This window comes from Anaeromyxobacter terrae, assembly GCF_022690685.1.
GTDB classification, from domain to species: Bacteria; Myxococcota; Myxococcia; order Myxococcales; family Anaeromyxobacteraceae; genus Anaeromyxobacter; species Anaeromyxobacter terrae.
Genome location: NZ_JALCYY010000063.1, coordinates 1 through 24,188 on the forward strand (window position 1 = coordinate 1; position 24,188 = coordinate 24,188).

Below are 24,188 nucleotides of genomic sequence, written 5' to 3' on the forward strand. Positions count from 1 at the left end.
CCTCGCCCGGCGCGGCGCCTCGTTCTTCGCCGAGCTGCACGCCGCCGCGGGCGGCGGGTACGAGCAGCAGACGGTGGACGCGCTGTGGGACCTCGTCTGGCGCGGGCTCGTCACGAACGACACGTTCCAGGCGCTCCGCTCCTACGCCGAGCCTCCCTCCGCCCGCCGCGAGCGCGGCCGGGTCCTCGCGCGGGCGCCGGCCGCGTTCCGGTCGCGGCGGGCCGCGCCGCCCGCCGCCGGGGGGCGCTGGACGCTGGTCGCCGCGCGCCGGGAGCTCGCGGGCGGGATCCCGACCGCGACCGAGTGGAGCGCCGCGACCGCGCAGCAGCTCCTCGTCCGCTACGGGCTCGTCACCCGCGGCGCGGCCGCCGCGGAGTCGCTGCCGGGCGGCTTCAGCGCGGTCTACGACGTGCTCCGCCACCTCGAGGAGAGCGGCCGGATCCGCCGCGGCTACTTCGTCGGCGGGGTGGGGGCGATGCAGTTCGCCCAGCCGGGCGTGCTCGATCTGCTGCGGGCGCTGCGCGAGCCGCCCGAGGCGGCCGAGGTCGTGACGCTCGCCGCGACGGACCCGGCGAATCCGTACGGCGCGCTCCTCGAGTGGCCGGCGGTGCAGGGCGCCCCGGAGGGGAAGCGGCCGGCGCGCGCGGTGGGCGCGTCGGTGGTGCTCGTCGACGGCGAGCTCGCGGCCTGGGTGGCGCGCGGCGCGCGGCAGCTCTTCGCGTGGCTCCCGGAGTTCGAGCCGGAGCGCTCACACGTCGGCGCCGCCCTCGCTTCCGCCCTCACCGAGCTCGTCCGGGCCCTGCACGGCAAGGCCGAGGCGGCGCTCCTCGTGGAGATCGACGGCGGCCCGGCGGCGGCCCACCCGCTCGCGGGATACCTCCAGGCGGCCGGGTTCGTACCCACGTCGGCGGGGCTCCAGCTCACGCGCCGGGCGGCGGCTGCCGCGGCGCTCTCGGCGGGCAGCGAGCTGCCCTAAACGAGCGAGCATGATTCGGAAATCGTCAACGAGCGAAGCGAGCCCGCCGGGGCGCCACCGCGATAGCGGCGAAGCCGCCCGCGGCGGCGCACGGGACCCGGCCGGCGGGGCGGGGCGTCATCCGAATGCGCGCACCGGCGCGCGGAGCTCTGCTCGGCGGGGCGGGGGCGCAGCCCCCGTCAGAACATGGCTAAACGACAGCGCGACGCGCGACACCGAAGGTGATCGTGAATCGCGGACTGTCGTTTAGCGGAGGAGCGCGTGCCAGAGGGCGACACCATCCACCGCGCCGCGAGGAATCTCCACCGGGCGCTCGCGGGCGAGACCGTGGTCCGGTTCGAGACGGTGCTGCCCCGGCTCGCGCGCGTCGACGAGGACCGTCCCATCGCCGGCCGCACCGTCGAGGCGGTGAGCGCCCGGGGAAAGCACCTCCTCCTGCGCTTCTCGGGAGACCTCGTCCTGCGCAGCCACCTTCGCATGAATGGGAGCTGGCACCTGTACCGTCCGGGCGAGCGTTGGCGGCGCCCGCGGGACGCCATGCGCGTCGTCGTGGAGACCCGCCCTTGGCTCGCGGTGGGCTTCGACCTGCCCGTGGCGGAGCTCCTCGACGGACGCGGCCTCGCGCGGCAGCGGGACCTCGCCCGGCTCGGCCCCGACCTGCTCGCCCAGGACTTCGACGCGCGCGAGGCGGAGCGCCGCCTGCGCGCGCGGCCCGCGCGCGAGATCGGAGAGGCGCTGCTCGACCAGGGCGCGCTCGCCGGCGTGGGCAACGAGCTCAAGTCGGAGATCCTGTTCATCGCCGGCGTCGACCCCTACCGGACGGTCGCGTCGCTCACGGACGCCGCGCTGTCCGCGCTCGTCGCGGCCGCGCGCCGCGTCCTCCTCGCCGCGGTGGCGCCATACGGCGCGGGCGCCACCACCTGGCTCGGCGGCCGGCGCACGACGGGCCGGTCGAACCCCGACGAGCGGCTCTTCGTCTACGGGCGCGCGGGCGAGCCGTGCCGCCGCTGCGGCACCCCGATCCGGCTCGGCCGCCAGGGCCCCGGCGCCCGCGTGACCTACCACTGCCCGCGCTGCCAGCCCGCGTCCGGCGGGTAGCGCGGGCCGCCCCGCACGAGGCTCGCTGCGTCGCGTTCCCCAGGGCTCGTTCAGGACGGACGACGCTGAGGTATGTTCCGGCTCTCTCCCGGGAGGGTGACATGGCGGGGCAGGACGTCTTCGATCTGGCGAGGCACGTGGCGGCGAGCGCGGCGATGGCGAGGCTGCCGCGCGCGGGGGGCAAGCGGTTCGAGGGCGTCTTCCGCCACGGCTCGCTGCAGGTCGAGATCTTCGCGCCGCGCGGCCGCGACACGCAGCGGCCTCACGACCGCGACGAGGTCTACGTGGTCGTCCGCGGCGCGGGCTCCTTCGTGAACGGCACCCAGCGCTTCGCGTTCCGTGCGGGCGACGTGCTCTTCGCCGCTGCCGGGGAGATCCACTGGTTCGAGGACTTCAGCGAGGACTTCTTCACGTGGGTCCTCTTCTACGGGCCCGAGGGCGGCGAGAAGGGGGCGCCGCCGCCGGGCGGGGCCGGGCCGAAGGCGCCCTGACCTTCACGGACCCGGTGCGCGCGCTCGAGCCTGCGCCGCGGCCGGTGGCGCGGTAGAAGAGGGCCATGTCGATCCTGGAGTGGCTCGGTCTCGTCCCGCGTCCGGAGCCGGCGCGCGACGCCAGCGTGGTCCACCGCGTCGCGCGCGCCCTCGAGGCGCTCCCGGCCGAGCGCGCGGAGCACCTCGCGCTGTTCGCGTTCCTCCTCGCCCGCGTGGCGAACGTCGATCTCGACGTCCACTCGGCGGAGACCGAGGCGATGGCGCGGATCGTCGAGACCGAAGGCCACCTCCCGCCCGACCAGGCCGCGCTCGTCGTGGAGATCGCCAAGGCGGAGCACCGCGCGAGCGGCGAGACGCAGAACTTCCTCGCGGCCCGGACGTTCCGGGACCAGGCGAGCGACGCGGAGCGGATGGACCTCGTGCACTGCCTGTTCGCGGTGGCGGCCTCGGACGGCGCCATCTCCGTCGCCGAGGAGGAGGCGATCCGCGAGATCTGCCGCGAGCTCCGGCTCACCGACCGCGACTACCTCCACATCCGCAGCGCCTACTCGGAGCACCGGTCGGTGAACAAGCGGTGATCCCCTGGGAGACGATCGACCGCGCCCGCGCCCCGGACGGCGCGGAGCTCGTCCTCTCCCGCCGGGGGGAGGAGTGGTCGGTCCGGGCCGCCGGCCGCGTGCTCATGACGAGCCGGACGCACGGCTCCGAGGAGGCCCTCGCCGCCGCGGCGCTCACGCGCGCCCGCGCGCCCCGCGACGTGCTCGTCGGGGGGCTCGGCCTCGGGTTCACGCTCCGCGCCGCGCTCGATCGGCTCCCGCCCGGCGCACGCGTCGTCGTGGCGGAGCTCATCCCCGCGCTCGTCCTCTGGAACCGCGGCCCGCTCGCGCACCTCGCCGGCCGCCCGCTCGACGACCCGCGGGTCCGCGTCGTCGAGGGCGACGTCCTCCAGCGCATCGCCGCGGACCGGGGCGCGTGGGACGCGATCCTGCTCGACGTCGACAACGGGCCCTCCGCGCTCGCCCACCCGGCGAACGCCCGGCTCTACGGCGAGGCGGGGGTCAGCGCCTGCCGCGACGCGCTCCGCGCCGGCGGCGCGCTCGCGGTCTGGTCGGCCGGCCAGGATCCCCGCTACGTCGCGCGGCTCGGCCGGGCGGGCCTGGCGGCCGAGGCGATCGCCGCGCCCGCGCGCGGCGAGGCCGGGGGCGTGCGGCACGCCGTGATCGTGGGCGTGCGCGAGGGCACGCGCCGCCCGGGGGTGGGCGCGGTCAGCCGGCGCTGAGGAAGGGTCGCCCCCGCGCGCGGAGGCCGCGGGGCCGGCTCAGCGGCTCTGCCCGGCCGGATCCCGGACCGGCGGCGCGGTGCGGTCGAGCTCCTGATCCTCGAACGACACCGACTCCTCGATCGGCTCGAGGTGCGTCGTCACCGTGACGTTCGGGATCACGGCGCGGATGTCGCGCTCGATCTCCTCGAGCAGCGCGTGCCCGCGCTGCACGGTCCAGGCGCCCGGCACGAGCACGTGCATGGACACGAACCGGCGCGATCCGGCCTGGCGCGTCCGGACCGCGTGGAACTGGACGTGCGCGGCGGCGTGGCGCGCGAGCACCTCGTCGAGCGCGCGCCGCTCCGCGGCCGCGAGGCCCGTGTCGAGGAGGCCCAGCGCGGAGCGGCGGACGAGGTGGACCCCCGTCCAGACGATGTTGAGCGCTACCGCGATGGCGACGAGCGGGTCGAGGCGCTGCCAGCCGGTGAGCCCGACGGCCCCGATCCCGACGAGCACGCCCGCGCTCGTCCACACGTCCGTCATGAGGTGGTGGCCGTCGGCCTCGAGCGCGATGGAGTGGCGACCCTTGCCGGTCCGGATGAGCACCTGCGCCACCGCAAGGTTCACGAGCGAGGCGCCGACCGAGACCGCGAGGCCGAGCCCGAGCCGCTCGAGGGGGCGCGGATGGGCGAGCCGGTCCGAGGCCGTCCAGATGATCCCTCCGGCCGCCACGAGGATGAGCGCGCCCTCGAGCCCGCTCGCGAAGTACTCCGCCTTTCCGTGGCCGTAGGCGTGCTCCTCGTCCGGCGGCCGGGCCGCGATCGTCACCATCACGAGCGTCATCACCGCCGCGGCGAGGTTGACGATCGACTCGAGCGCGTCGGAGAGCAGGCCGACGGAGCCCGTCATGCGCCAGGCGAGCGTCTTCAGCGCGATGGTCGCGACCGCAGCGGCGATGGACAGCCAGGCGAAGCGAGCGAGGGAGGATGGGGCTGAGCGGGTCATGGGGAGCGAGGAGAGTGCGGCCGACGCGCGAGGCGGCGACGGCACCCCGTTCTGCCCGAGCTGCCCGCGCGCTGCAAGCGCCACGGGGCCGCACTGCGCCGGCCGCCGGGAGCGCGAGCGCTCCCGCGCCCACTCACGCACGGTTCAGGAAGACCGGCAGGCCTCGCTTGTTCGCGTAGATCGGCCGCAGCCGCTCGGTGTTGTACATCGACGCCACGTCCACCTTGCGGGGCCCGAGCTTCGGGTCGGGGATCGGCATGAGGTCGTACTTGCCGTCGACGATCGCCGACATGAGCCCGCTCTTCCCCTCGAGCAGCGCGTCGAACGCCATCGTGCCGAAGGTGTTCGCGACGAGCTTGTCGACGAAGTCGGGATCGCCCGACCGGAGATCGTAGGTGAGGTCCGAGACGATCGTCTCCTCGCCGGCGCGCGACTTGATCGCGTCCGAGAGCGACTCGGCGACGCTCGCCTTCTTGCGGTGGCCGAAGGCGTCGGGCTCCCCGTACTCCTGGACCTTGTAGCCCTCCCACTCGGCGCCCTCCGAGAGGACCACGAGCGCGTAGCTCGACGGGTTCTGCCGCTTGTCCGTCACGAGCAGGTCGACGATGTGCTCGAGCTTCGGCTTGTACTCCGGGATGATGCAGCGGATCGAGGTGACGTACGCCGTGTAGAAGGCGGTGAACCCCGCGTCGCGGCCGAAGATGCGGAAGATGCCGATCCGCTCGTGGGAGCCGACGGTCGTCCGCTGCCGCTCGATGGCGGAGATCGCGCGCGTGATCGCGGTCGAGAAGCCGACGCAGTACTCGGTGTTCCGGACGTCGTTGTCCATCGTCTTCGGGATCGCGATCACCTTCGCGCCGAGCTCGTGCAGCCGCGCGGCGTAGGAGAGGGTGTCGTCGCCGCCGATGGGGAGCAGGTAGTCGAGCTTGAGGCCCTCGAGGTTCGCGAGCACCGCGCTCGAGATGTCGTGGGTCGTCGAGGTCTGGCCCTTCTTCGTCGTCTGCGCGGTCGGGAAGGTGCGGCCGGCGAGGTGGGGCGGGAGCTGCTTCATCCGGGCGGGGTTCGTGCGGCTCGAGTGCAGGAACGTGCCGCCGGTCCGGTCGATGGTGCGGGTGTTCTCGCGGTTGAGCGGCAGCACGTAGCGGCCGCGGCTCGCGGGGTCGTCGAGGTTCAGGTGGGTGAGCCCTTCCCACCCGCGCCGGATGCCGACCACTTCCATCTCGTGGTCCGCGGCCCGGTAGACGACGCTCTTGATGACGGAGTTCAGGCCGGGGACGTCGCCCCCGCCCGTGAGGATCCCGACGCGCATGCGTGCCATGCGGGTAATCCTAGGCGCACTCCGCCCATCGCGCCGCTAAGAACCCGCAGTCGGCCCCCGCGGAGGTCCCCCTTGCCGTTCCTGCGCTCGGCGTTCGTCTACCTCGCCGCCGCCGTCGTGGTGGTGCCGCTCGCGGCCCGCGTCGGCCTGGGCTCCGTCCTCGGCTACCTGGTCGCCGGAGCGATCGTGGGGCCGCAGGGGCTCGGCCTCTCGGGTGACGCCGAGGGCGTGCTCCACGTCGCCGAGCTGGGGGTGGTGCTCCTCCTCTTCCTCGTGGGCCTCGAGCTCGACCCGCGCCGGCTCGTCGAGCTGCGCCGGGACGTGTTCGGCCTCGGCGCCCTCCAGGTCCTGGTGACCTCGCTCGCGATCGCCGGCGTGGCGGTCGCCCTCGGGATCCCGTGGCGAGCTGCCGCGGTCGCGGGGCTGGGCCTCTCGCTCTCCTCCACCGCGCTCGTGGTCCAGCTCCTCGGCGAGCGGAACGAGCTCGGGACGCGGCACGGACAGCTGGCGTTCGCCATCCTGCTGTTCCAGGACCTCGCGGTGATCCCCATGCTCGCGCTCCTCCCCGCGCTCGACGCGCGGGCGCACGCGGCGGAGCCGGTGTGGCTGACGGTCGCCAAGGCCGTGGCGGTCGTGGGCGGGGTGGTGGTCGCGAGCCGGCTCGTCGCGCGGCCGGTGTTCCGGTTCGTGGCGTCGCTCCGGAACCCCGAGCTCTTCACCGCGACCGCGCTCCTCCTCGTCGCCGGGACTGCGCTCGCCGTGTCGGCCGCGGGGCTCTCCATGGCGCTCGGCGCGTTCCTCGCGGGCGTGCTGCTCGCCACCTCCGAGTACCGGCACGAGCTCGAGGCGGACGTGGCGCCGTTCAAGGGGCTCCTGCTCGGGCTGTTCTTCCTCGCGGTCGGCATGACCGCCGATCTGCGCGTGCTCGTCGAGCGCCCCCTCGCGGTCGCCGCCGTCGTCGCGGGTCTCGTCGCGCTGAAGACGCTCGTGGCCTTCGCCGTCGGCCGGCGTTCCCTCGGGCGCGCCGAGCCCGCCCTCGCGCTCGGCGTCCTCCTCTCGCAGGGCGGCGAGTTCGGCTTCGTGCTCTTCCGGCTGGCGGCGTCCGACGGCGTCATGGACCCGGGGCTGGCCGCGCTCCTCGTCGTGGCGGTGACGCTCTCGATGGCGACCACGCCCGTGCTGTTCGCGTTCCACGCGCGCGTCGTCAGGCGTCGCCTGGGGCGCGGCCCGGCGCGCGAGTTCGACGTCCTGCCCGAGGGTGATCCGCCGGTGGTGATCGCCGGGTTCGGGCGGGTGGGGCAGGTGGTGGGACGCGTCCTCCGCGCGAAGCACATCCCCTTCACCGCCATCGACGCGAGCCCCGAGCACATCGACTTCATCCGGCGCTTCGGGAACAAGGTCTTCTACGGCGACGTCTCGCGCCTCGACCTCCTGCGCTCGGCGCGGGTGGAGCGGGCGCGCCTGTTCGTCCTCGCGATCGACGACGTGGACGCGTCGGTGCGCACGGCGGAGGTCGTGCGCGAGCACTTCCCCCAGGTGGCGATCCTCGCCCGCGCCCGCAACCGGCAGCACGCGTACCGCCTCCGCCGCCTGGGCATCCGGCGCATCGTGCGCGAGACGCTCCACTCCTCGCTCGTCATGACCTCGGACGTGCTCCAGGCGCTCGGGGTGGACTACATCGAGGCGCGGACGGCGGTGGAGCGCTTCCGCGAGCACGACGAGGCCCAGTTCGAGGCCTCCTGGCAGCACCAGGACGACCTCGACAAGCTCACCGACATCGCGAGGCGCGGCCGCGAGGAGCTGGAGAAGCTGTTCGAGGAGGACGCGCGCGAGCGATCCGCTTGAAGGCTCGCGGCTCCTCCCGCGAGCCCGGGATCGTGCGCCGAGCTAGGCGGGCACCACGTACCACTGGCCCTTCGCCCCTTGCTCCAGCTTCAGGAGCCCGTCCTTCTCCATCGCCTCGAGGAGGCGGCTGAAGGAAGAGAAGCCGTGGTCGCGCTCGTCGAAGTCCGGCTCGCGGCGGACGATCGCGGCCTTGATCGCGGAGGGGTTCACGGGCCCGCTCGCGCGGGTGAGCAGCGCCGCGGTCGCCTCGCGGGCGACCTCCGGGATCGACTTCTCCTTCGCGGGGCGCTCCTTCTCCTTCGCCTCGGAGCGCCGCTTCCCGCCCGGGCGCAGGTAGATGAACTCGTCGCAGGCCTTCACGAAGAGCGGGCTCGTCGCCTCGCGCACCGCCATGCCGATCACGGTGCGGTCGTTCTCGCGCAGCTTGTAGGCGAGGGGGCAGAAGTCGGAGTCGCCGGAGGCGATGACGAACGTGTCGATGTGCTCGCGCAGGTAGGCGAGCTCGAGGGCGTCGATGACGAGCCGCATGTCCGCGCCGTTCTTGCCGGCGCGGGTCGAGGGCGGCACGTCGACGAGCTCGACGCCCTTGTCGTGGAGCCGCTGCGTCGCGTCGGAGAAGCGCGTCCAGTCCGCGTAGGCGCGCCGGAACACGACCTTGCCCTTCTCGAGGAGGGTGTCGAGCGCCGGCTGGAGGTCGAACGTCTCCGCCGAGAGGCCGGTGCGGGTGACGAGGTTCTCGAAATCGATGAACAGGGCGATGCGCTGGTCGTGGCTGGTGTCGCGCTTCATTCGGTCTCCCGGGCCCGGACGTCGGGCCCGCGCGCGCACCCTGGCAGGGAAGGCGCCCGGGCGCAAGCAGACGGCGGGTCGAGCGAGCTCCATCTGGGCTTTGCGGACCCCGCGCACTGACCGTAATCGGGAGGCCGCCCATGCGCTCGATCTCCTCCCTCGCGGCGGCCGCCGCCGCGCTCCTCGCCTGTCGCGCCTCGGACGATGCGCCCGCCGGTCCCCCGGCGATCGAGTCGTTCACCGCCTCACCGGCAGCGGCGACCCCGGGCGTCCCGGTCGTCCTCCGGCCCGTGTTCCGCGGCGGGGCGGGGCGGATCTGGCCGCTCGTCGGGCCGGTCGAGAGCGGCGGCGCCTACACGGTCGGCCCGTTCGCGGGTCCGGTCCGGTTCGAGCTGCACGTCGAGCGCGGCGCGGAGCGCGCGAACGCGGACGTGCTCGTCCCGTTCGGCTACCGCCACCGGTTCGTCGCGATCGCGGCCGGCGGGTACGCCCGCGCCGGCCACGGCGCCGTGCAGCTCGCCGACGGGCGCGTGCTCCTGTTCGGCGGCGAGTCCGACGGCCCGACGTTCTGGGACACCGCCGAGATCTTCGATCCCGCGACCGCGACCTTCACCCGGACCGGCGATCTGACGATCGAGCGGGCGAGGGCTCCCGCCGCGCGCGTCGGGCTCGCGGAGGTGCTGGCCGCGGGCGGCGAGAGCAGCTCGGGGCTGGCGAGCACGCGCGTCGAGGTGTGGAGCGGCGCGACCGGTGCCTGGGAGGCGCGCGGCACGCTCGCGGCGGGCCGCACGGCGCATACCGTCACCGCGCTCGAGACGGGCGAGGTGCTCGTGCTCGGCGGCGACTTCATGGGCGAGCGCGTGGGGAGCCACCCGACGGAGGAGATCCTCGACCCCGGCACGGGCGCGACCCGCGCGCCGCGAGGGAGCGCGATGGTCCAGGGGCGTTTCGGGCACAGCGCGACGTTCCTCGGCGACGGGCGCGTGCTCGTGGCCGGCGGCTGGAACTCCTTCTACGGTGTGGCCGCCGTCGAGGCCGAGCTCTTCGATCCCCGGGACGAGACCTTCGCCTACGCCGGCGCGCTCGCCGCGCCGCGGGGCTCGCACCGCGCCGTCGCGCTGCGCGACGGGCGCGTGCTCGTCGTGGGCGGCCTCGACGACGTCGGCCCCGTGGCCGCGGCCGAGGTGTGGGATCCGGCGACTGGCCTCTGGTCGCCCGCGGGGTCGCTCGTCACGGCGCGGATGGATCCGGAGGCGGTCGAGCTCGCGAGCGGCGAGGTGCTCGTCGCCGGCGGATACGACGGGGAGGGGAAGCCGCTCGCGGACGTGGAGACCTGGGATCCCGCCGCCGGCACCTTCACGGCCCGCCCGCCGCTCGCGTCGCCGCGCGCGGGCCACGCGCTCGTGCGCCTCCCGGACGCGCGCGTGCTCGTGCACGGGGGCGCGGGGAGCGGCGGGTGGCCCGTCGCCGCGGCGGAGCTGTACGAGTGAGCCTCACGGCACCCGCGAGCCGCGCCCGCGCGAGCCCTACGAAGAGCCACTCCCGGTCCTCGGCGCGCCGGAACGGGTTCACGTGCAGCACCCAGCGGACCGGCCCGTCCGCCGCGAACCGCTTCTCCCGGGCGAGGGCGCTGCGCCTGCCGGCGCGACTGCTCGCGGCGTAGGGCTTGCTCCGGACCGGCCGCGGCCGGAGGATGCCGCGCATGGACGACCTCCTCCGGCCGGACACCCTCGCCCTCCACGCCGACGCCGCCGTGGAGCCCACCCCCGACATCGCGCCGCCCATCCACGTCTCGACAACCTTCGCGGCGGACAACGACGCGGGGCTCGTCTACGCGCGGAACGATCAGCCGACCCGGCGGCGCCTCGAGGCGGTGCTCGGCGCCCTGGACGGCGGGCACGCGGTGACCTTCGCGTCGGGGCAGGCGGCCGCCACGGCCGCGCTCCTCCACCTCCAGCCGCGCCGCGTGGCGATCGCGCCGGGCGGCTACCACGGGACGCACGCGGCCATCGACGCGCTCGCGCCGTTCGGCGTGGAGAAGGTCGCGCTCGAGGCCGACCTCGGCCCGGGGGACGTGGTCTGGCTCGAGACGCCGAAGAACCCGACCTGCGAGCTGCAGGACATCGCCGCCCATGTCGCGCGCGCGCGGCCGGCCGGCGCGCGCGTCGTCGTCGACGGCACGTTCGCGACGCCGGTGCTGCAGGCGCCGCTCGCGCTCGGCGCGGACCTCGTCTACCACTCGATGACGAAGTTCCTCTCCGGCCACTCCGACGCGCTCGGCGGCGTCCTCGTCGCGCGCGATCCCGCCCTCGCGGACGGGCTCCGCGCGACCCGCACCGTCACCGGCGGCGTGCCGGGCGCGCTCGAGACCTGGCTCGTCCTGCGCGGGGTCCGCACGCTTGGCCTGCGCGTCCGTCAGCAGACCGCCACCGCGACGCGGCTCGCCGCGTTCCTCGAGCCGCGCGTCGCGCGCGTGTGGCACCCGTCGCTCCCGTCGCACCCGGGCCACGCCCTCGCAAAGCGGCAGATGCGCGGGCCCGGCCCGATCCTGTCGATCGAGCTCGCGACCGAGGCCGCCGCGCGGGCGCTCCCGGGGACGCTGCGCCTCTTCCGCGACGCGACGTCGCTCGGCGGGGTGGAGTCGCTCGTCGAGTGGCGGCGCAAGCAGGATCCGCACGCGCCGCCGGCGCTCCTGCGCCTCGCCGTCGGGATCGAGGATCCCGAGGACCTCGAGCGGGACCTCGCGCGCGGGCTCGACGAGCTCGGCGGGCGTTGACCCCCGCCCGGGCCACGCGAGCCACACGCACCGTGATCGTGTCCCGGTATCGCCCGACTCGCATCCTTCCCCCTGCGACATCAACGTCCGAGCGGCCAGGCGTCCGCCCAGGCGCCGTGCTCTCAGGGGGAAGAATCCATGCTCGCCCACCGCCACGCCGCTGGAACGGTCGCCGCTCTCGCGATCGCCGCCGTCTCGCTTGCCGCCTGCAGCAGCAGCGACAAGAGCCCGGCCGCGGGACCCCACCTCGCAGCCATCCAGGTGCTGCCGGCCACCGCAGGCGCGGTGTCCGTCCCGCTCGGGGAGTCGGTGCGGCTCACCGCGACCGGGACGTACTCCGACGGCTCGACGCGCGAGGTCACCACCGAGGTCGTGTGGAGCTCGGCGACCCCGGCGATCGTCGCCGTCTCGAATGCCGCAGGCGACGCCGGTCTCGCGACCACGGCCTCGGTCGGGACGAGCGAGGTCACCGCGACCGAGCCGTCGAGCGGCGTCGCCGGGCGCGTGACGGTGGAGGTCCTCTCCGCCCAGGTCGTCTCACTCGCGGTGTCGCCGATCGACCCGACCCTCCTCGTGGGCTCCACGCTGCAGCTCCAGGCGGACGGCACGCTCACCGACGACACGTCCGCCGACCTGACCGCGAGCGTCGCCTGGACCTCGTCCGATGCGGCGATCGCGACGGTGTCCCAGGATGGGCTCGTCACCGCGGTCGCGGTCGGGACCGCCACGATCACCGCCCTCGACCCGGTCTCGGGCGCGACGGCGAGCACCACCATCGAGGTGACGAACCTCCCGGCCGCGCTCTCCTACCTCGGCCTCTCCCGCGGCTCCGTCATCGGGGGCGGCTCGGTCGCGGTCGTCGGCACGGTGGCGCTGACCTCTCCGGCCACCGAGGCCATCGTCGTCACGCTGACGAGCAGCAACCCCGCGGGCGCGGCCGTGCCCGAGAGCGTCATCGTGCCGGTCGGCGCGCAGAGCGCGACGTTCGGCGTGACGACGTCCGCGGTGACTCGCAGGACGAAGGTGACGCTCAGCGCGACGGACGGGAAGACGACCAAGACAGCATCGCTGAACGTTCGCGTCGCGAAGTAGCCGAGCCGCTCGGCTCCCGCGGCGGGCACGCCGCGTGACGACCGTCGACTACCCCGCGCCCGCCCACCGGCTCCCGGGCCGGTGGCGCGGGCTTCGCCGCTCGCCGTGGGCGCACCCGAGCTGCTTCTCGACGCTCGCGCGGAACGCCCGGACGAGCGGCGCGAACCGGGCGGGGTCCCCCTCGAGCGCGCCGAGCGCGAGCGCGACCGCCTCGGCGGTCGAGAGGTGCTCCGGTCCGGGCTCGCGCCGCAGGTCGCCGTAGCCGCTCGGTCGCTCCGGTACGACGCCGACGCGCGGCAGCACCGCGAGGCTCGGGGTCGCCCGGATCATCTTCTCCGCCTGCGGCCAGGTCCCGTCGACGACGAAGAGCACGGACGGCGGTGCGCCGGTGAGCGCCGCGGCGGGGACGGCGCCGTCGCCGGGGAAGAGCAGGGCGGCCCCCGGTGTCGCCGCGGCGGCGCGAACGGCGAGGTTCTCCTCGAAGGCGACGCCGCGGTGGAGCTCGCAGTTCTCGAGCGCGAGCCGCGTGAGCCAGGCGCTGCAGATCGCGAGCCGCGCCTCCCGCGGGTGCTGGAGCAGCACGACGCGGGTCCGCGACGGGATCACCGGGAGCTCCGCGCAGACGCAGAACGCGGTCGGGCGCAGGCAGCGGCGGCAGGTCGGGCGCATCGGAGCGCGGGAGGAAAGCACGGACGCGGCCGTCGCGTCGAGCGAAGCCGGACCCGCGCGCGAACGCGGCGCCGCCTCGCGGCGGTTGTCGTACCATGCGCGCCATGCCCGCCCGCCCCGCCCGCCTGCTGCTCGCGGCGTTCCCGCCGGAGCTCGCCGGCCTCGACGCCACCCCGCCCGACGGCTGGGCGGTCGCCTGCACCGGCGTCGGCGCCCTGGCGGCGGCCGTGGAGACGGCGCGGCTCCTCGCCCTGCACGCGCCGGAGCGCGTCCTCTTCGTCGGGACCTGCGGCGCCTACGACGCGCGGCTCGCGCCCGGCGAGCTCATCGCGGCGTCGGAGGCGATCGCGACCTCGCTCGACGAGCGGAACGGCCGCGCCTACCGGCCGGCGCTCGAGCGCACGCGCTGGCCCGCCACCTGGACGCTGCCGCTCCCTGCCCACCGCGTCGCCGTGCCTCCCGCGATCACGCTCACGGAGGACGGCGCGCGCTCGCTCGCGGAGCTCGCCGCCGCGGAGCACCTCGAGCTCACCGGCGTCTTCGCCGCCTGCGCCGCGGCCAACGTCCCCGCCGCCGCGGCGCTCGCCGTCGCGAACCGGGTGGGTCCCGAGGCGCACGCCGAGTGGAAGGCCAACCACGCCGCCGCGAGCCGCGCGCTCGTCGCGGCGCTGCGCGAGCGCGGCGTCTTCGGCGCCGAGGAGCTCCTCGAATGAGCAAGACCCCCTCGACGCCGGCCACCCGGCTCCTGCGGCAGCACAAGGTCGCCTACACCGAGCACGTCTACCGCTACGAGGAGCACGGCGGCACGGCGGTCTCCTCGCGCGAGCTCGGCGTCCCGGAGCACGCCGTCGTGAAGACGCTCGTCATGGAGGACGAGGGCGGCGCGCCGCTCGTCGTGCTCATGCACGGCGACCGCGAGGTCTCGACGAAGGCGCTCGCCCGCCAGATCGGGAAGAAGACGGTCCAGATCTGCAAGCCCGACGTCGCCCAGCGACACAGCGGCTACATGGTCGGCGGCACGAGCCCGTTCGGAACGCGCAAGCCGATGCCGGTGCACGTCGAGCGGACGATCCTCGACCTGCCGAAGATCTACGTGAACGGCGGGTCGCGCGGCTTCCTCGTCGGCATCGCGCCCGCCGACCTCGTCCGCGTCCTCTCGCCGGTGGCGGTGGACGTGGCGATCGAGGGGTGAGGTCGGGGCGATGGCGGGTTAGCGGTCGGGGGCGGGGTCGTTCTGGCCGACATCGCCGCGGGCGAGGTCACCGTGGCGCGCCGCCGGGACGGGACCCAACGCGCTGCGCGCCTGGGCTGAATCCCTGCTGCGGCGCACGCTGGCTGCCTGCGGCGGGCAGACTCGTCCCTGCGCTGCTCGACGTGCCTTACAGGCACGCCTGCACTGCTCGGTCCTCGTGTGCCCGCCTCGGCGACGCCATCGTGCGCCTCGCGACGGGCTCAGCCCAGGCGAGCAGCGCTGTCCTCGGCGGGCCACGATGGACGGGGACAAGGTACGGGGGGCGGTGCCGTCCGCCAGACGCCGCCGGCAACGCGGGGCTGCGGGCGGAGCTGCACGTGGGCTACGTCGCCTAGGCCGACCGCGTTGCATTGCGGTCCGTGGGTCGGGGCGGTGCCTACCGCGTCCAGTGGCCCGCCTGCGGGCGCGAGGTCCCGCCACGTGGGGCGGCGCGCTGCGGGCGGGGTGGGTGGAGGGCTCGGCGTCGGTCGTTGCGGTCGAGGTCGGGGTCGAGGTCGGGGTCGGGGTCGGGGTCGGGGTCGGGGTCGAGGTCGGGGTCGAGGTCGAGGTCGAGGTCGGTCGTCAGATCCCTCCGCTACCTTGCCCGCCCCCATGTCGAAAGATTCCCCGGCCCGCTACCTCGCCTTCTCCGACGGCTCCTCCCTCTCCAACCCCGGTGGCCCGGGTGGCACCGGCTTCGTCGTCGTGGACCGCGTTCGCCCCGCGCTCCGCTTCGGGGCGACGCGCTGGGTGCAGGACGGCACGTACGCGGTCACGAACAACCGCATGGAGCTGCGCGCCGTCCTCGAGGCGCTCCAGGGGCTGCCCGCGGGCGAGGTGGTCGACGTCGTCTCGGACTCGCGCTACGTCGTCGACGCGCTCTCGAAGTGGATCCACGGCTGGCGGAAGAAGGGCTGGAAGACTGCCTCCGGCGAGCCGGTGCTGAACCGCGACCTCATCGAGGCGCTCGACGCGCGCGGCCGCGAGCTCACCGTCCGCTACGCGTGGGTCCGCGGCCACGACGGACACGCCGTGAACGAGATCGTCGACGCGCTGGCGCAGTCGGCGGCGCGGGGGGTCCCCGGGCCCACCGAGGCGAGCGTCGTCGAGGCGCTCCGTGCGGCCGCCGTCATCGGCTGAGCCGCGCGATCGAGGCTCGAAGCGGAGCCTCACCAGGACGCGAGCCGGCACTCCTCGCAGGCCTGCATGAAGTGGCCGTACGGCGCGAGGCAGCGCAGGCAGGTGCGGCGGCCGCAGAGCGCGCAATTCCGAGAATCCTGAGGCCGGAGCCGCTCGCCGCAGGAGGCGCAGCGCTCGACGTCCTCGTCCGGCCGCGGCGCGGCCGTTGGCGCGACGGGATCCACAGCCCGGAACCTCGCACCTCCGGCGGCCTGCGGCACGCCCCCGGGAGGGAGGGATCGCCGCCTTCGAGGGCCGAGCAGACGCGACGTGCCGGGCGGGGGCCGTGGTACCCTGCGCGCCCATTCCATCCGGCACCGGAGGCCCACCCGTGAGCGAACTCCTCAGCGACCTCGAGCCCAAGCTCCTCTGGCGGTACTTCCTCGAGCTCTCCCGGATCCCGCGCGGCTCGAAGCGCGAGGCGGAGGCGGCCCGATGGGTCGCCGATCAGGGCCGCGCGCTCGGCTGTGAAGTCCTGACCGACGCGCTCGGGAACGTCCTCGTGCGCAAGCCCGGCACGAAGGGCCGCGAGGATCGCCCCGGCGTGTGCCTCCAGGGTCACGTCGACATGGTCTGCGAGAAGAACGAGGGCACGCCGCACGACTTCGCGAAGGACCCGATCGCCGTGTACCGCGACGGCGACGTGGTGCGCGCGCGCGGGACGACGCTCGGCGCCGACAACGGCATCGGCGTCGCGGCCGGCCTCGCGGTGCTCGCGAGCAAGGACGTCCGCCACGGTCCCGTCGAGGTGCTCGTCACGATCGACGAGGAGACGGGGCTCACCGGCGCGAAGGGCCTCGCGCCGGGCTGGTTCCGCTCGCCGTACCTCCTCAACCTCGACAGCGAGGAGGAGGGGGAGCTCACCATCGGCTGCGCCGGCGGCGTGGACACCGTGGCGACCCGCAAGCTCGCCCTCGCCCCGCCCGCTCCGGGCACGATCCCGCTCCGCGTCAAGCTCTCCGGCCTCAAGGGCGGTCACTCCGGCGTGGACATCGCCGCCGGCCGCGGCAACTCCATCCGCATCCTGGCCCAGGTGCTCGACGCGCTCGTCGAGCGGCACGGGATCGCGATCGCGGCGGTGAACGGCGGCAACAAGCGGAACGCCATCCCGCGCGAGGCCTCGGCGATGGTGCGCGTGGACGCGGGGCGCGAGGCTGCGCTGCGCGAGGACGTGGCGCGGCTCGCGCGGGAGTGGGGCGCGGCGCTCGGCGCGTTCGACCCGAACCTCGCGATCGAGGTGGAGCCCGGCGACGCCGAGCGCGTGATGTCGGCCGCGGACGCGCGCGCCGTCCTCGGCCTCCTCCTCGCTGGACCGCACGGCGTCGAGGCGATGAGCCCGGCCATCCCCGGCCTCGTCCAGACCTCGACGAACCTCGGCCTCGTGCAGACGCAGGACGGCACGGTGCTCGTCACCTTCCTCACGCGCAGCGCCATCGACGCCTCGCGCCAGGCGCTCGCCGCGCGCATCGCGGCGGCGTGCGCGCTCGCCGGCTTCGAGGCGAGCCAGGAGGGCGGCTACCCGGGCTGGAAGCCCGAGCCCGCGTCCTCGCTCGTGAAGCTCGTGGACCGCGTCCACGCGGACGTGTTCGGGAAGCCGATGATCGTGAAGGCGATCCACGCCGGCCTCGAGTGCGGCCTCATCGGCGAGAAGTACCCGGGCGTCGAGATGGCCTCCATCGGTCCCGACATCAAGGACGCGCACACGCCGGACGAGCACGCGCGGATCGCGTCGGTGGCTGCGTTCTGGAAGCTGCTCGTGGCGGTCCTCGAGCGCGTCTGAGGGCGCGGACGCCGTTCGCGCGCTGCCCCGCCGCGCACGGCGAGCGGCCGGCCGTCCCCGCGGCGCTCGACCGTGGACGCGGCGGTTCGTTCATGCGCGCGCGGGGGAGGGCCCCCAGCTTTTCTGGGGGATCCCCATGCGTCGCGGCCGGAAGCGCCTCCTCGTGGCGCTCGCCATCGTGTTCGTCGTGCTCGTCGCCGCCCGCGCCGCGATCGATCCGCTCGTCACCTGGCGGACGCGGAAGGTCCTCGCGGGCCTGGAAGGGATGCGCGGGCGCTTCCAGGACGTCGAGGTGAGCGTCCACGATCTCTCGTACGGCATCCGTGGCCTGCGCATCGAGAAGCTCGCGCCCGGCGGCAAGGCGCTCCCGTACTTCCAGGCCGAGCACGCGAGCTTCGGGCTCTACTTCAAGGAGCTCGTGCGCGGGCACGTCGTCGCGGCCGTCGAGCTCGAGAAGCCGAAGCTCACGCTCGTCAGCGCGAAGGAGCAGCCGAGGAAGCAGGGCGCCGAGGAGGCGCCGCAGGTCGGCCACGGGATCGAGGCGCTCGCGCCGTTCCGGCTCGACCGGCTTCAGGTGAAGGACGGCGAGCTCCTCTGGGTGGACGAGCGCGAGCCGGAGCGGCCGGAGCTCTGGCTGCATCGCATCGAGGGAACGCTCGAGAACTTCGCGACGCGGAAGGCGCTCGCCAAGAACGAGCCCACGGTGCTCGCCGCCCGCGGCGTGCTGCAGCGCTCGGGCGCCGTCTCGCTCTTCGCGACGGCCGACCCGCTCGCGAAGAAGCTCACGTTCGCCGGGCAGGGAAGGCTCGAGGGACTGAAGCTCGTCGAGCTCGCCTCGCTCGTCGGCTCGAAGGCGGGGATCGCGCCGGACAAGGGCGAGCTCGACATGTCGATCCGGTTCCGCGCAGTGGGCGGGAAGATCTCCGGCGGCGTCCGTCCCATCGTGAAGGATGCCGGGACGAAGCCGGCGAAGGAGGGGCTCGGGCCGAAGCTGAAGTCGCTCCTCGCCGACCTGTCGCTCCGCATCTTCAGCGACGACGTCCCGGGCCGCGAGGCCGTCGCGACGACGATCCCGATCCAGGGGACCGTCGACGATCCGAAGGCGCAGGCCGTCCCGACCATCCTCGGGATCGTTCGGAACGCCTTCGTGCGCGGCCTCGAGGACGGCCTCTCGGGCCTGCCGCCTCCCAAGGCGAAGCAGCCCGAGAACGTCGTGGAGCAGGCGCGTCGCGCGCTGTCGCCCAGGCGGGAGGCGCAGCCGCGCGCGCAGCCGAAGGGGGAGAAGTGAGCCGGCGCGCCGCCCTCGCGCTCGCCCTCGTCGTGATGGCCGGCGCGTGCCGCCACCCGCAGCACCCGACCTCGCCCGCGCCCGGCGGGTCGCCGAAGCCCGAGGCGCCGGATCGCAAGGAGGAGCAGGGCGTCCCCCCGAAGGCGGGGCGGCCGCGCATCCCGGCGGCGCCGGAGGCGCTCCTCGCCCCCGGCGCGGTGAAGGCCATCCAGGGCGCGCTCGCGGACCGAGGCTTCCTCGGTGAGCACCGCGCCGGCGAGCTCGACGAGCCGACGTCCCGCGCGCTCCGGAAGTTCCAGCAGTCGCAGGACCTCGCCGCGACCGGCTTCCCGGACCGCGAGACCCTGCAGCGGCTCGGCGTCGATCCCGAGCGCGCCTACGGGCGCGAGGGGGGCGGGGAGGGGGACTGAGCGACAGCTCGTGATCCCGGTCACCTCCGGTCACGCCGTCCTCCAGCCGGATGCCCCTGCGGTAGACTCGACGTCAGCAAGGTCTGGAGGCGGTCATCGAGCTCTTCCTGGATCGCGGCAACCCCCTGCACTGGCTCGTCGTGGCGGTGCTCCTCGCCTCGGGCCTCGCGTGCGCCTGGCTCGGCGTCCGGGACGGGTTCGTGCGCCGGGCGATGCGCACGAGCGGCGGGATGCTGACGGGCGGCCGGGCCATGGCCGCGGGGGCGCTGTACGTCGCGACGGGCCTCGCGGGTGTCTGGGGGGCCCTGGCGTTCCTGCTGCGCGCGCGCTGACGCGCGTCCCCGCTTTGGTCGAACACATCGAGGACGCCGCCCGCGAGCCGCCCGCGCTGCTAGCGTGGTGCGCGCAACGCGGAGGTGAACATGGCCCTGTTGCCGACCGCCCCGGAGCCCGACTGCTGGCAGCTCGAGGGGGAGGACGACGCGTCGACGCCGCCGACCGTCGCCCGGGTGCTGAACACCGTGGGGACGCGCCGCGAGTGGCGCCGCGCCGGGTTCCCGGTGCTCTTCGACGAGGCGGGGGAGGTGAGGCACGTCCAGCGCTGCGGACGGCTGTACCGCTTCCGCCGCGTGGACGACGAGCGCGCGGCGCTCCTGCCTCACTGTCCGCCGCTCTGATCCGGGCTGCTCGCTCAGTACACCGCGAGCAGCTCGACCTCGAACACGAGCGTCGCGTCGGGCGGGATCGCCGGCGGCGCTCCGCGAGCCCCGTAGGCGAGGTCGGGGGGCAGCGTGAGCTTTCGCTTGCCGCCGACGCGCATCCCCGCGACGCCGCGGTCCCAGCCCTCGATCACCTCGCCCGCGCCGAGCCGAAACGAGAACGGATCACCGCCGACGGATGAGTCGAACTGCTTCCCGTCCGTCAGCCAGCCCGTGTAGTGCACCTCGACCGTCTTGCCGCGCACCGCCTCCGGGCCCTTTCCCTTCACGACGTCCTCGATCTTCGGCTTCGCCATGCGTGCACTCCTCGCGCTCGGGTGGGTGGGCTCGCATCGTAGCGGCGGCGCGCGAGGCCCGCCAGCGCGAGGAGCACGGCGGCGCCGCGCCCGGCGCCGGGCGGGCGGGCATTCGCCGGGACGCGCTCGTGGGCGCGGGAAAGGGTACGCTCGGGCCGGATGACACCCAGCGTCGCCGCCACGCTGCTCGGCCTCGCCTCGGCCGTTTCCTGGGGCGCGGGCGACTTCACCGGAGGGCTCGCCTCGAAGCGATCGCCGGTCCTGGGCGTCCTCGCGCTCGGCCAGGCCGCGGGCGTGACGCTCATCGTCGCGACGGCGTTGCTGCTCCGCGAGGTCTCTCCCGCGCCCGCCACGCTCGCCTGGAGCACCGCGGCCGGCGCATCAGGGGCCGTCGGCCTCGCCGCCCTGTACCGCGCGCTCGGGGAGGGGCGCATGGCGGTCGTCGCGCCCGTCTCGGCAGTGCTCTCGGCGAGCATCCCGGTGGCGTGGAGCGCGCTCGCCGAGGGGATGCCGCCGGGCTCGAAGCTCGCCGGCTTCGTCCTCGCGCTCGCGGGCATCTGGCTCATCGCGCGCGCGGGTCCGCCCGGCGCCGGACGGGAGGGGCTCGCGCTCGCCCTCGTCGCCGGCTGCGGCTTTGGCGCGTACCTGGTGCTGATGGATCGCGGGGCGCAGGGTGGGACGTTCTGGCCGCTCGCGGCGGCGCGGGGGACGTCGCTCGTGATCGCTCTCGTCGTGGCCGCTGCCCGCCGTCGCCGCTGGGCGCCCGCTCGGCCCGCCGCGCCGCTCATCCTTCTCTCCGGGGTGCTCGACGCGGGCGGCAACGTCTTCTTCGTCCTGGCGACGCAGGCCGGCCGCCTCGACGTCGCGGCCGTCCTGTCCTCCATGTACCCGGCGAGCACGGTGGCGCTCGCGGCCGGGGTTCTCCGGGAACGCGTTACCCGGCCGCAGTCGGCAGGCATCCTGGCGGTGCTCGGCGCGATCGCCCTGATCGCGGGGTGAGGGCCGGAAGCTTCGGCTGACCTGCCGAGGAGCCGGCAGTCGAGCTGCTGCGGGGGCCCCCGCCGGGGCTGCGTCGCTCCCGTGGAGCGCGCGAGTGGTGCTGGAGCGAGCGGGGGGTCCGGTGGGCGCCTCTGAAGCACGGGCCACTCGGGGAGGCCCGGGGCAGGCGTTGTAACGCGGCGCCGGCTCCCGCATCGAACGAGCGAAGGAGAGAGACCATGGCGAGCGGGGCGGGCGCAGCGGCGGCGCAGTTCCGGGCGGTCGGCGGCTCGGACGAGGACGTGGTCCGGCGCGTCCTCGCCGGGGACGCGCCGTCCTTCGAGATCCTGATGCGCCGGCACAACCAGCGCGTCTATCGCGCGATCCGCGCGGTGCTGCGGCGGGACTCGGCGGACGTCGAGGACGCGATGCAGCAGACCTACCTGCAAGCCTACCGGGCGCTCGCCGCGTTCGAGGGTACGTCCTCGTTCGCGACGTGGCTCACACGGATTGCGCTCAACGCCGCGCTCGCGGTCGTACGCCGGCGGCAGCGCGTCGACGCCCTCGAGCTCTCGGCGGAGGTCGACGAGATGGCCCGAGGCGCGCGCGAAGAAGGACCTGAGGACCGGGCGGCGAGGAGCGAGGCCGCCGAGCTGCTGGAGCGGGCCGTCGGCCGGCTGAGCGACGACCACCGCGTCGTGTTCATGCTCCGGGAGGTCGAGCAGCTCTCCACCGCCGAGACCGCGGAGGCGCTCGAGCTCTCGGAGGAGAACGTGAAGGTGCGGCTCCACCGCGCCCGCCTCGCGCTGCGCGAGATCCTCGCCGAGGAGGTCGGCGAGGCGGCGCCGCAGGCGTTCACGTTCCTCGCCCCGCGCTGCGACCGGGTCGTGAGAGCGGTGCTCTCCGGGATCCTCGCGGACGCACGTCCGATGCGCTCGTGACGCGCGCGAGGGTCGGGGCGACCGCGTCCGGGCGGGCCGCGGCGAGCGGGCGTGAAGCGCCTACGTCGGCAGCTGGTGCAGCCCTCCGGCGTTGACGACCTGCGCGTAGCCGGCCTGCTCGAGGATTCGCGCCGCCGACGCGCTCCGCATGCCCGAGGCGCAATACAGCACCACCGGCCGATCCCTGGGGATCTCCCTCAGCCGACCGCGGAGCGCCTGCAGCGGGATGTTGACGGCGCCCGGATAGGCTCCGCCCGCGAACTCGCCCGGCGTCCGAACGTCAACGATCTTCGCGCCCGCCTTGATCTGCTGCAGGACGACCTCGGCCGGCGCACGGCGCACGAGCAGCCGACGCGCGACCAGGAACGCCAGCCCCACGGCGGCAACGACGGCCCATGTCCATCCATCCATGTTCATCGAACGTTGGAGCCCCGGCGCGAAAAACGGTTCGGGCCGGGGCCGCGTCGTCGGTTCGCCCGGGGGGCGATTCGCGATCGTCGGGCCCCCACGCTCGTTCAGTTCCCCGGATCGGAGCCCGGCTCGTCCGCCTCCTCCTCCTCGACGTCCGGGCCGGGCGGCAGCTTCTCGAGCCGCGACCGCACGAGCTCCTGGTGCTTCCGCTCCTCGCCGCGCAGCTCCTCGAAGAGCGCCCGCACCTCCGGGTCCTTCACGTGTGGCAGCGCGGAGGAGAAGAAGTCGAACGCCTTCTCCTCTGACGACAGCGCGACCTCGAGCGCCTGGCGCGCGGACATGAAGACGCGCGGCTGGCCCAGGTCGGGCGCCTCGACGTCGTAGAGCTGCTCGCGCGAGACGCGCCGGGGGGCGTCGCCGAACCGCGCGCGCCGCCGCTCGGCGAGCTCGGTCCCATGGCGCTTCTCGTAGGACGCCATGAGCATGAACATGTCCGAGGCGTCGCCGGCGTAGCGGCCGCCCACGATCCGGGTGAACTCCTGGTAACGGTCGCGCGCCTCGTCCTCGATGAGGATCGCGAGGTCGAGCGCGTCCTGCAGGGTCAGCGAGCCGAAGTCGATGGCGGCGTTCATGGTTCCTCCGAGCGTGGCGCCTGGGTGGGGCGAGGGAGCGCAGGAGACCTAACGTCGCGCATGCCCGCGCGACGCACCGCGGTGGGGTCTCCGTGAGGGGGCTTCTCGTCACGGAGGCAGGAGCGCAGCGTTGCCGTGGCCCGCGCGGGGGAGCCGGACGTGCGGGCGATACCTCCGAGGCTCCACCGGCCCGAGGCCACCCGATGTCGACCCTGCACCGCACCTCGGCGATCGAGCCCGCCGCGCCGGCCATCGACGAGGCGCTGGTCGGCGGGAAGCTCGTGCCGCTCGTGGAGCGGCTCGTGCGGATCGGCTGGTTCTCGTTCGAGGTGGAGGGGGCGGAGCACGTCCCGCAGCGCGGCCGCCTCGTGTTCGCGCCGAACCACGCGGGCTGGTTCGCCCTCGACGCGTTCTTCCTCGCGCTCGCGGTGCGCCGCCTCCTCGGGCGCGAGGGGAGCCCGTACTTCGCCGCCGCGGACGCGGCGCTGGCGGCGCCGGTGCTCGGGCCGTTCCTGCGGCGACTCGGCGCGCTGCCGGCCTCGTCGTTCCGGCGGCCGGAGCGGCTCCCGCCGGAGATCCGCACGGTCGCGGTGTTCCCCGAGGGCGTCGAGGGGAACACCAAGCCGTTCTGGGAGGCGTACCGGATGCGGCCGTGGAACCGCGGGTTCGTGCGGGTCGCCGCGGCCCTCGACGCGCCCATCGTGCCGGTCGCCATCCTCGGGGGGGAGGAGAGCCTGCCGGTCGCGTGGACCGTGCGCTTCCTCGAGCCGATCATCGGCTCCTCGATCGGGCTGCCGGTCTTCGCCCTCCCGCTGCCCGCGCGCTGGAAGGTCGTGTTCCACCCGCCGGTCGACGTCGGCGCGCGCGGGCGCGCCGCCCTCATCGACTCGGAGTACAGCAGCGCCGTCGCGCGCGAGGTGCAGCGGACGGTGCAGGACACGCTCGATCGCGCCGCGGCGCACCGCCCGCTCGCGCAGGTCGCCTCGCTCGTCGCGCTCGCGCG

General features: G+C 74.9%; 28 protein-coding genes. 20 read left to right on the forward strand and 8 right to left on the reverse strand.

The genetic code is table 11. The features are described from left to right. The 5 genes from MNY62_RS21005 to MNY62_RS21025 all read left to right on the forward strand — a co-directional run. Nucleotides 1–976, forward strand: a 976-nt coding sequence (locus MNY62_RS21005) for an Lhr family helicase (RefSeq protein ID WP_456298374.1), incomplete at its 5' end; no start/stop codon positions are given. A 261-nt stretch (nt 977–1,237) separates the two neighbouring features. Then, nucleotides 1,238–2,074 (forward strand): DNA-formamidopyrimidine glycosylase family protein, encoded by an 837-nt coding sequence (locus tag MNY62_RS21010; RefSeq protein WP_242346307.1) that lies wholly within the window; start codon nt 1,238–1,240, stop codon nt 2,072–2,074. A gap of 101 nt (nt 2,075–2,175) precedes the next feature. Then, nucleotides 2,176–2,565: a cupin domain-containing protein gene (locus MNY62_RS21015; RefSeq protein WP_242346308.1), complete on the forward strand. Its 390-nt coding sequence runs from the start codon at nt 2,176–2,178 to the stop codon at nt 2,563–2,565. Between the two features lie 65 nt (nt 2,566–2,630). After that, entirely contained in the window at nt 2,631–3,143 is a 513-nt protein-coding gene (locus MNY62_RS21020) for a tellurite resistance TerB family protein (protein WP_242346309.1), read from the forward strand. After that, nucleotides 3,140–3,844 carry a spermidine synthase gene (locus MNY62_RS21025; RefSeq protein ID WP_242346310.1) on the forward strand — a complete coding sequence of 235 codons (705 nt, stop codon included), beginning with the start codon at nt 3,140–3,142 and terminating at the stop codon, nt 3,842–3,844. Before MNY62_RS21020 ends, MNY62_RS21025 begins: the two co-directional genes overlap by 4 nt. A 39-nt stretch (nt 3,845–3,883) precedes the next feature. On the opposite strand, the gene MNY62_RS21030 is transcribed toward MNY62_RS21025, so the two are convergent. Together MNY62_RS21030 and MNY62_RS21035 are read right to left on the reverse strand one after the other, a co-directional pair. Then, the gene (locus MNY62_RS21030) at nt 3,884–4,831 is read right to left on the reverse strand and encodes a cation diffusion facilitator family transporter (protein WP_242346311.1); all 948 of its coding nucleotides are present in this window, start codon (nt 4,829–4,831) and stop codon (nt 3,884–3,886) included. A 133-nt stretch (nt 4,832–4,964) separates the two neighbouring features. Beyond that, the gene (locus MNY62_RS21035; protein WP_242346312.1) at nt 4,965–6,149 is read right to left on the reverse strand and encodes a 6-phosphofructokinase; all 1,185 of its coding nucleotides are present in this window, start codon (nt 6,147–6,149) and stop codon (nt 4,965–4,967) included. Nucleotides 6,150–6,221: 72 nt separating this feature from the next. Between MNY62_RS21035 and MNY62_RS21040 the strand changes: the two genes are divergently transcribed. After that, nucleotides 6,222–7,994, forward strand: a complete 1,773-nt coding sequence (locus MNY62_RS21040) for a monovalent cation:proton antiporter-2 (CPA2) family protein (RefSeq protein WP_242346313.1) — start codon at nt 6,222–6,224, stop codon at nt 7,992–7,994. A 42-nt stretch (nt 7,995–8,036) separates the two neighbouring features. On the opposite strand, the gene MNY62_RS21045 is transcribed toward MNY62_RS21040, so the two are convergent. After that, nucleotides 8,037–8,783 carry an NYN domain-containing protein gene (locus tag MNY62_RS21045; protein WP_242346314.1) on the reverse strand — a complete coding sequence of 249 codons (747 nt, stop codon included), beginning with the start codon at nt 8,781–8,783 and terminating at the stop codon, nt 8,037–8,039. Nucleotides 8,784–8,923: 140 nt separating this feature from the next. Here MNY62_RS21045 and MNY62_RS21050 point away from each other — a divergent pair, with 140 nt between their 5' ends. The 3 genes from MNY62_RS21050 (at nt 8,924) to MNY62_RS21060 (ending at nt 12,651) form a co-directional block, all read left to right on the forward strand. Beyond that, nucleotides 8,924–10,273: a Kelch repeat-containing protein gene (locus MNY62_RS21050; protein ID WP_242346315.1), complete on the forward strand. Its 1,350-nt coding sequence runs from the start codon at nt 8,924–8,926 to the stop codon at nt 10,271–10,273. Between the two features lie 212 nt (nt 10,274–10,485). Beyond that, nucleotides 10,486–11,559 (forward strand): trans-sulfuration enzyme family protein, encoded by a 1,074-nt coding sequence (locus tag MNY62_RS21055; protein WP_242346316.1) that lies wholly within the window; start codon nt 10,486–10,488, stop codon nt 11,557–11,559. A gap of 138 nt (nt 11,560–11,697) precedes the next feature. Then, nucleotides 11,698–12,651, forward strand: a complete 954-nt coding sequence (locus MNY62_RS21060) for an Ig-like domain-containing protein (RefSeq protein WP_242346317.1) — start codon at nt 11,698–11,700, stop codon at nt 12,649–12,651. A 48-nt stretch (nt 12,652–12,699) separates the two neighbouring features. Here the strand turns inward: MNY62_RS21060 and MNY62_RS21065 are convergent, their stop codons facing one another. Then, on the reverse strand, nt 12,700–13,320 hold the full coding sequence (locus tag MNY62_RS21065) for a tRNA-uridine aminocarboxypropyltransferase (protein ID WP_242346318.1): 621 nt from the start codon (nt 13,318–13,320) through the stop codon (nt 12,700–12,702). A 104-nt stretch (nt 13,321–13,424) separates the two neighbouring features. Here MNY62_RS21065 and MNY62_RS21070 point away from each other — a divergent pair, with 104 nt between their 5' ends. The 3 genes from MNY62_RS21070 (at nt 13,425) to MNY62_RS21080 (ending at nt 15,691) form a co-directional block, all read left to right on the forward strand. Further along, the gene (locus tag MNY62_RS21070; RefSeq protein WP_242346319.1) at nt 13,425–14,033 is read left to right on the forward strand and encodes a phosphorylase family protein; all 609 of its coding nucleotides are present in this window, start codon (nt 13,425–13,427) and stop codon (nt 14,031–14,033) included. After that, the gene (ybaK, locus tag MNY62_RS21075; protein WP_242346320.1) at nt 14,030–14,512 is read left to right on the forward strand and encodes a Cys-tRNA(Pro) deacylase; all 483 of its coding nucleotides are present in this window, start codon (nt 14,030–14,032) and stop codon (nt 14,510–14,512) included. The genes MNY62_RS21070 and ybaK overlap by 4 nt, the downstream gene beginning before the upstream one ends. Before the next feature lie 651 nt (nt 14,513–15,163). Further along, a complete protein-coding gene (locus MNY62_RS21080) occupies nt 15,164–15,691 on the forward strand; it encodes a ribonuclease H family protein (protein ID WP_242346321.1) in 528 nt (175 codons plus the stop codon). 29 nt (nt 15,692–15,720) lie between these two features. Here MNY62_RS21080 and MNY62_RS21085 read toward each other — a convergent pair whose 3' ends face one another. Beyond that, complete coding sequence (locus MNY62_RS21085; RefSeq protein WP_242346322.1) at nt 15,721–15,915, reverse strand: hypothetical protein; 195 nt, start codon at nt 15,913–15,915, stop codon at nt 15,721–15,723. A 146-nt stretch (nt 15,916–16,061) separates the two neighbouring features. Here MNY62_RS21085 and MNY62_RS21090 point away from each other — a divergent pair, with 146 nt between their 5' ends. From MNY62_RS21090 to MNY62_RS21110, 5 genes are all read left to right on the forward strand, one after another. Beyond that, nucleotides 16,062–17,510 carry an aminoacyl-histidine dipeptidase gene (locus tag MNY62_RS21090; RefSeq protein ID WP_242346323.1) on the forward strand — a complete coding sequence of 483 codons (1,449 nt, stop codon included), beginning with the start codon at nt 16,062–16,064 and terminating at the stop codon, nt 17,508–17,510. A gap of 136 nt (nt 17,511–17,646) precedes the next feature. After that, complete coding sequence (locus MNY62_RS21095; protein ID WP_242346324.1) at nt 17,647–18,798, forward strand: DUF748 domain-containing protein; 1,152 nt, start codon at nt 17,647–17,649, stop codon at nt 18,796–18,798. Then, nucleotides 18,795–19,208, forward strand: coding sequence for a peptidoglycan-binding domain-containing protein (locus tag MNY62_RS21100; protein WP_242346325.1), 414 nt, complete (start codon nt 18,795–18,797; stop codon nt 19,206–19,208). The genes MNY62_RS21095 and MNY62_RS21100 overlap by 4 nt, the downstream gene beginning before the upstream one ends. Before the next feature lie 140 nt (nt 19,209–19,348). Continuing rightward, the gene (locus MNY62_RS21105; RefSeq protein ID WP_242346326.1) at nt 19,349–19,540 is read left to right on the forward strand and encodes a hypothetical protein; all 192 of its coding nucleotides are present in this window, start codon (nt 19,349–19,351) and stop codon (nt 19,538–19,540) included. 90 nt (nt 19,541–19,630) lie between these two features. Beyond that, nucleotides 19,631–19,885 (forward strand): hypothetical protein, encoded by a 255-nt coding sequence (locus MNY62_RS21110; RefSeq protein ID WP_242346327.1) that lies wholly within the window; start codon nt 19,631–19,633, stop codon nt 19,883–19,885. 14 nt (nt 19,886–19,899) lie between these two features. On the opposite strand, the gene MNY62_RS21115 is transcribed toward MNY62_RS21110, so the two are convergent. After that, nucleotides 19,900–20,223 (reverse strand): FKBP-type peptidyl-prolyl cis-trans isomerase, encoded by a 324-nt coding sequence (locus MNY62_RS21115; RefSeq protein WP_242340479.1) that lies wholly within the window; start codon nt 20,221–20,223, stop codon nt 19,900–19,902. 159 nt (nt 20,224–20,382) lie between these two features. Between MNY62_RS21115 and MNY62_RS21120 the strand changes: the two genes are divergently transcribed. After that, nucleotides 20,383–21,222, forward strand: coding sequence for an EamA family transporter (locus MNY62_RS21120; protein ID WP_242346328.1), 840 nt, complete (start codon nt 20,383–20,385; stop codon nt 21,220–21,222). A 218-nt stretch (nt 21,223–21,440) separates the two neighbouring features. Then, nucleotides 21,441–22,142 carry an RNA polymerase sigma factor gene (locus tag MNY62_RS21125; protein WP_242346329.1) on the forward strand — a complete coding sequence of 234 codons (702 nt, stop codon included), beginning with the start codon at nt 21,441–21,443 and terminating at the stop codon, nt 22,140–22,142. Nucleotides 22,143–22,202: 60 nt separating this feature from the next. On the opposite strand, the gene MNY62_RS21130 is transcribed toward MNY62_RS21125, so the two are convergent. After that, complete coding sequence (locus MNY62_RS21130) at nt 22,203–22,553, reverse strand: rhodanese-like domain-containing protein (RefSeq protein WP_242346330.1); 351 nt, start codon at nt 22,551–22,553, stop codon at nt 22,203–22,205. Nucleotides 22,554–22,657: 104 nt separating this feature from the next. Further along, complete coding sequence (locus MNY62_RS21135; RefSeq protein WP_242346331.1) at nt 22,658–23,185, reverse strand: ferritin-like domain-containing protein; 528 nt, start codon at nt 23,183–23,185, stop codon at nt 22,658–22,660. Nucleotides 23,186–23,388: 203 nt separating this feature from the next. On the opposite strand from MNY62_RS21135, the gene MNY62_RS21140 reads away from it, so the two are divergent. Beyond that, nucleotides 23,389–24,188, forward strand: an 800-nt coding sequence (locus MNY62_RS21140; protein WP_242346332.1) for a 1-acyl-sn-glycerol-3-phosphate acyltransferase, incomplete at its 3' end; no start/stop codon positions are given.

Coding starts and splice junctions, on each gene's coding strand:
- MNY62_RS21015 (WP_242346308.1), top strand. CDS start 2,176: ATGGCGGGGCAGGACGTCTTCGATCTGGCGAGGCACGTGGCGGCGAGC.
- MNY62_RS21020 (WP_242346309.1), top strand. CDS start 2,631: ATGTCGATCCTGGAGTGGCTCGGTCTCGTCCCGCGTCCGGAGCCGGCG.
- MNY62_RS21030 (WP_242346311.1), bottom strand. CDS start 4,831: ATGACCCGCTCAGCCCCATCCTCCCTCGCTCGCTTCGCCTGGCTGTCC.
- MNY62_RS21035 (WP_242346312.1), bottom strand. CDS start 6,149: ATGGCACGCATGCGCGTCGGGATCCTCACGGGCGGGGGCGACGTCCCC.
- MNY62_RS21045 (WP_242346314.1), bottom strand. CDS start 8,783: ATGAAGCGCGACACCAGCCACGACCAGCGCATCGCCCTGTTCATCGAT.
- MNY62_RS21050 (WP_242346315.1), top strand. CDS start 8,924: ATGCGCTCGATCTCCTCCCTCGCGGCGGCCGCCGCCGCGCTCCTCGCC.
- MNY62_RS21055 (WP_242346316.1), top strand. CDS start 10,486: ATGGACGACCTCCTCCGGCCGGACACCCTCGCCCTCCACGCCGACGCC.
- MNY62_RS21060 (WP_242346317.1), top strand. CDS start 11,698: ATGCTCGCCCACCGCCACGCCGCTGGAACGGTCGCCGCTCTCGCGATC.
- MNY62_RS21065 (WP_242346318.1), bottom strand. CDS start 13,320: ATGCGCCCGACCTGCCGCCGCTGCCTGCGCCCGACCGCGTTCTGCGTC.
- MNY62_RS21070 (WP_242346319.1), top strand. CDS start 13,425: ATGCCCGCCCGCCCCGCCCGCCTGCTGCTCGCGGCGTTCCCGCCGGAG.
- ybaK (WP_242346320.1), top strand. CDS start 14,030: ATGAGCAAGACCCCCTCGACGCCGGCCACCCGGCTCCTGCGGCAGCAC.
- MNY62_RS21080 (WP_242346321.1), top strand. CDS start 15,164: ATGTCGAAAGATTCCCCGGCCCGCTACCTCGCCTTCTCCGACGGCTCC.
- MNY62_RS21095 (WP_242346324.1), top strand. CDS start 17,647: ATGCGTCGCGGCCGGAAGCGCCTCCTCGTGGCGCTCGCCATCGTGTTC.
- MNY62_RS21110 (WP_242346327.1), top strand. CDS start 19,631: ATGGCCCTGTTGCCGACCGCCCCGGAGCCCGACTGCTGGCAGCTCGAG.
- MNY62_RS21115 (WP_242340479.1), bottom strand. CDS start 20,223: ATGGCGAAGCCGAAGATCGAGGACGTCGTGAAGGGAAAGGGCCCGGAG.
- MNY62_RS21120 (WP_242346328.1), top strand. CDS start 20,383: ATGACACCCAGCGTCGCCGCCACGCTGCTCGGCCTCGCCTCGGCCGTT.
- MNY62_RS21125 (WP_242346329.1), top strand. CDS start 21,441: ATGGCGAGCGGGGCGGGCGCAGCGGCGGCGCAGTTCCGGGCGGTCGGC.
- MNY62_RS21130 (WP_242346330.1), bottom strand. CDS start 22,553: ATGGATGGATGGACATGGGCCGTCGTTGCCGCCGTGGGGCTGGCGTTC.
- MNY62_RS21135 (WP_242346331.1), bottom strand. CDS start 23,185: ATGAACGCCGCCATCGACTTCGGCTCGCTGACCCTGCAGGACGCGCTC.